At 77.4% G+C, this 3,321-nt stretch carries 3 protein-coding genes and 1 pseudogene; 2 read left to right on the top strand and 2 right to left on the bottom strand.

Annotated features, from left to right (window positions below; all coding sequences use genetic code 11):
- Nucleotides 1-72: 72 nt before the first annotated feature.
- Nucleotides 73-561, bottom strand: a complete 489-nt coding sequence (locus ACFU74_RS36655; RefSeq protein ID WP_380764464.1) for an Rv3235 family protein — start codon at nt 559-561, stop codon at nt 73-75.
- A 395-nt stretch (nt 562-956) separates the two neighbouring features.
- Between ACFU74_RS36655 and ACFU74_RS36650 the strand changes: the two genes are divergently transcribed.
- Entirely contained in the window at nt 957-2,117 is a 1,161-nt protein-coding gene (locus ACFU74_RS36650; RefSeq protein ID WP_380764463.1) for a patatin-like phospholipase family protein, read from the top strand.
- A gap of 76 nt (nt 2,118-2,193) precedes the next feature.
- Entirely contained in the window at nt 2,194-2,703 is a 510-nt protein-coding gene (locus ACFU74_RS36645; protein ID WP_380764462.1) for a DUF6912 family protein, read from the top strand.
- A gap of 35 nt (nt 2,704-2,738) precedes the next feature.
- On the opposite strand, the pseudogene carB reads toward ACFU74_RS36645, so the two are convergent.
- Nucleotides 2,739-3,321 (bottom strand): annotated as a pseudogene (carB, locus tag ACFU74_RS36640) (carbamoyl phosphate synthase large subunit); the annotation flags it as partial.

The following is a 3,321-nucleotide window of genomic DNA, read 5'->3' as shown; positions in this document are numbered from 1 at the left end:
CCGGACCGGCCGACCGCCGCAGAGGGCGCCGCTCCCGTACGGGGGCGGCGCCCCGCGTCGTTCCCGGGGCGGTCATCCGGCCTCCACGGCGGTGCACTGCCACTGGCCGGAGGGGCCGCGCGGCTCCAGTCGGAACGCCACCACGTGGTGCCGGGTGCCGAGGTCGACCCGTACACAGGCCTCGACGGCGCCCGGCGAGGGCGAGCGGTCGTGCACCGGGCCCAGCCGCGGCCGCTCGTCCGAGCCGTGGCCCCGGCGCAGGGTGCCGGCCCGGACCAGGGCGGAGAGCTGGCCGTAGCCGTCCATCGTGGTGTGGCGCAGCAGCTGGCCGGACGGCCTGGCGCCGGTGAGCACCTCGACCAGCCGGTGGGCGAACCGGGTGCTCAGGCCCTCGACCGGCTCGCGGCGCGGGCCGCCGGTGCACGCGGTGCGGGGGTGGCGGGGCCGGCGCGGGGGCGCCGGGTGGTGGTCCCGTGCGGTGCCGTGCGAGCGGTAGGGGCGTGCGGAGAGCACGGCGGGCGGGTCGAGGGGCGGTGCGGCGCGGTTCGGGCACGTGGTCATGGGCCTTCCTCGGGGGCGGCCGGCGCGGGCCCGGCTGGCGGGCGACGGCGGTGCGGGTACGGACGGGTCCTTGCTAGTGGCCGCCCGCGCGGGACGGCAACGGGTTTCCGGCGGCCTCCCGGAACTCCCTGAAGTTCACCTATCCGGGTGAGCCGACCCATGCGGCGGCAGGCCTCCGGGCACCCCCGTGGGCGCCGGGTTGACGCGCCGGGAGGGGCGGGAGGGCCCGAAAGGGGACGGTCCGTTCGCCAGGACGGACGTTGCGCCCCGGGCCGCTCCGCGCGCAGGATCGAAGGCCGGGCCGTACACCGCGCGGGGCGCCCGTCCGGCACCGCACCACCCGCACCATCACCGCACCACCGCACCCACCGTCCCGACGACGACAGGCGGCCGGTATGACGACATGGGTATCCGGGACGCGTCCGGCGCCGCCGGCGACCGGGGGCGCTCCCCGGCGGGGCCTGGTGCTGGGCGGCGGGGGCATGCTCGGCGCGGCCTGGACGGTCGGCGCGCTGTGCGCCGTGGAGGAGGCGACCGGTCGGCCGCCGGGCGAGGCGGAGGTGCTGCTCGGCACCTCGGCGGGCGCCATCCTGGGCGCGCTGCTCGCGGGCGGGGCGGACACCGGACAGCTCCGCGACCACCAGCGGGGCCTGCCGGTGACCTCGGGGCCGCTGTCCGGGACGGACTTCGACTACGACACGGCGGTCGGCGGTGCACTGCCGCCGCGGCCCAGGGCGGGCATCGGCTCGCCGGGCCTGCTGCGGGACGCCGTGCGGCACCCGCGCACCTACCCCTGGCTCACCATGGTCTCGGCGATGGCGCCGCACGGCCGGGGCTCGCTGGCGTCGGTCGGCGCGCTGGTCGGCGGCCTGTTCGCGGACGGCGCGGACGGCGCGGGCGGCGCGGGCGGCGCGGGCGGCGCCGACCGTCCGGACGCGGCCGGCTGGCCGGCGGGGACGGCGCTGCGGGTCGTCGCGGTGGACTACCGCAGCGGCCGCCGGGTGGTATTCGGCGACCCCGGTGCGCCCCCCGCCCGGGTCGACGAGGCGGTGATGGCCTCCTGCGCGATCCCCGGCTGGTTCGCGCCCGTCCCGGTCGGCGGCACCGAGTACGTGGACGGCGGCTGCTGGTCGGCCACCAACGCCGACCTGCTGCTGGACCGGGGCCTGGACGAGGTGTACGTGCTCGCCCCGATGGCGGTCCGGCCCGACCCGCCGGGGCGCCCGGAGGCCGACGGCGGCGCGTCCGCCGCCACGCGCGCCCAGCGCGTGCGGGACCGTCCGAGCGGGGTGCTCGCCCAGCTGGTCGCCCGCTACCGCCGGACGGTGACCCGTCGGCTGCTGCGCGAGGCGCGGCTGCTGCGGGCCGACGGCGTCCGCGTCCACCTGCTCGCGCCCACCCCCGCCGACCTGGCGGTGATGGGTTCCAACATGATGGACCCGGCCCGCCGCGGACCCGTCCTGGAGAGCGCGCTGGACACCTGTCGACGCTCCCTGCAGACGGTGCGCCCGGGTGCCCGGGAAGGCGGTGCGCCCGGCCCGGCGGTGCGCGGGTGATCACGGCCCGCCGTCCGGCGCTTATTCTTGGGGGCGCTGGAAGCTGTGCCGCTGGACGAACCGGAGAGTGCCACCGATGCGCGTGTACGTGCCCACTACCCTGACCGGCCTGGCGGCGGCGCACTCGGGCGGCGCGCTGGAGCAGTCCGCGGCGTACGCCGTGACGCCCGCGCTGCGCGAGTGGTACGTCAGCGACGACCTGGAGGAACTGGAGTACGCCGCGCTGAACCGGGCCGCCCAGTCCTCGCTGCGCCTGCTGGCCGCCGAACCCGACGCCCCGCGCCGCCGCGTGGTCGTCGCGCTCGACGTCGCCGAGTCGGCGGTGAAGCCGTTCCCCGGCGACGAGTACCAGGACCAGGCCTCGCTCGGCCGGGTCGTCCTGGCCGGCCCGGTGAAGCTCGCCAAGGCGGCCGCGGTGCACGCGGACGTCGCCGACGCGGACGTGGTGGCCGATGTGACGGCGGCCGTCGAGGCGGTCGCGGCGGCGGACGCGGGCGACCAGGACGCCCAGTTCACCGTGGACGGCGCCGAGGACCACGACCTGCTCTGGTTCGCCACCCAGGAGATCGCCGCCCTGCTCGCCTGAGCGGCGTCCGGCCGCGGAGGGAACCTCCCTCGGGCTCACCACGGCGTCCATGACACGGGAGCGGACTCCGCCGACACACCACGGGCATGTGCTCCGGTCTGTTCTTGGAGCGGAATCAGCGCGGTGCCGTGGGTGCGCAGCGCGTCTATGCCCTGGACGGCGGCGCCCAGAGCCTGCACCGTGGTCAGGCAGGGCACCGCGCGGGCGACGGCGGCGGTGCGGATCTCGTAGCCGTCGAGACGGCCGCCTGTGCCGCACGTCGTATTGATGATGAGGTCGACCTCGCCGTCGTGGATCAGCTGGACGATGGTCCGCTCGCCGTTCGGGCCCTCGCCCTCGCTGTGCTTGCGCACCACGGTGGCGGGGGCGCCGGCCCGGTGCAGGACCTCGGCGGTGCCGGCGGTGGCCAGTAGCTCGAAGCCGAGGCCGATGAGGGCCAGGGCGGGCAGTACGACGTCCCGTTTGTCGCGGTCCGCCACGGACAGCAGTGCGCGCCCCTTGGCGGGCAGTGGCTCCTGGGCCGCGGTCTGGGACTTGGCGTAGGCGGTGCCGAAGACCCGGTCCAGGCCCATGACCTCGCCGGTGGAGCGCATCTCCGGGCCCAGCACGGTGTCCACC

The organism is Kitasatospora sp. NPDC057500, assembly GCF_042802195.1.
Classification (GTDB): domain Bacteria; phylum Actinomycetota; class Actinomycetes; order Streptomycetales; family Streptomycetaceae; genus Kitasatospora.
The sequence above is the reverse complement of the archived record's forward strand: the minus strand, read 5'-3'. Positions and strand labels throughout refer to the sequence as shown.